The following is a 568-nucleotide window of genomic DNA, read 5'->3' as shown; positions in this document are numbered from 1 at the left end:
CGCGGTCACGATGAAGATGACGAGCAGCACGAGCATCACGTCGATCAGCGGAGTCATGTTGATCTCCGCCATCGGCGCGGACGTCTTGTGGTGCTCGAGTCCGCCGAATGCCATGGTGGTCCCTCCGGAAGGCGCGCGTCAGGCGTCGCTCGCGCACACGAACACGTGCAGGTCGCGCGCGAAGCCGTCGAGCTCCTCGGCGAGCTGGCGCACGAGGCGCCCGAGGATGTTGTACGCGAGCACGGCGGGAATCGCGACCACGAGCCCGAACGCGGTCATGATCAGCGCCTCGCCGACCGGGCCCGCGACGCTTTCGATCTGCGCCTGCCCGCTCGCGGCGATGCTGCCGAGCGCGTGATAGATACCCCAGACGGTGCCGAGCAGCCCGACGAACGGCGCGGTGCTGCCGATCGACGCGAGCAGCACCTGGCCGAACTCCAGCCGCCGCTGCGAATGCAGCATCGCGTGGCGCAGCGCGCGCAGCACGCGTTCGCTGCGCTCGACGCGCGCGGCCAGCGCGGCGGGATCGTGATCGCGGGCCGCATCGCGCGCGGCTTCGGCGAGCGGC

General features: G+C 71.0%; 2 protein-coding genes. Both read right to left on the bottom strand.

Annotated elements, in window-relative coordinates; translation table 11 throughout:
• A partial coding sequence (locus G3N94_RS41895; protein WP_205799980.1) for a biopolymer transporter ExbD occupies positions 1-114 on the bottom strand: 114 nt, incomplete at its 3' end.
• A gap of 24 nt (positions 115-138) precedes the next feature.
• On the bottom strand, positions 139-568 hold a 430-nt coding region (locus G3N94_RS41890), incomplete at its 5' end, for a MotA/TolQ/ExbB proton channel family protein (RefSeq protein ID WP_205799979.1).

The sequence above is a fragment of the Burkholderia sp. Ac-20353 genome (genome assembly GCF_017104785.1).
In the GTDB taxonomy this organism is placed as follows: domain Bacteria; phylum Pseudomonadota; class Gammaproteobacteria; order Burkholderiales; family Burkholderiaceae; genus Burkholderia.
This window is presented reverse-complemented; position numbering and strand designations above follow the sequence as displayed.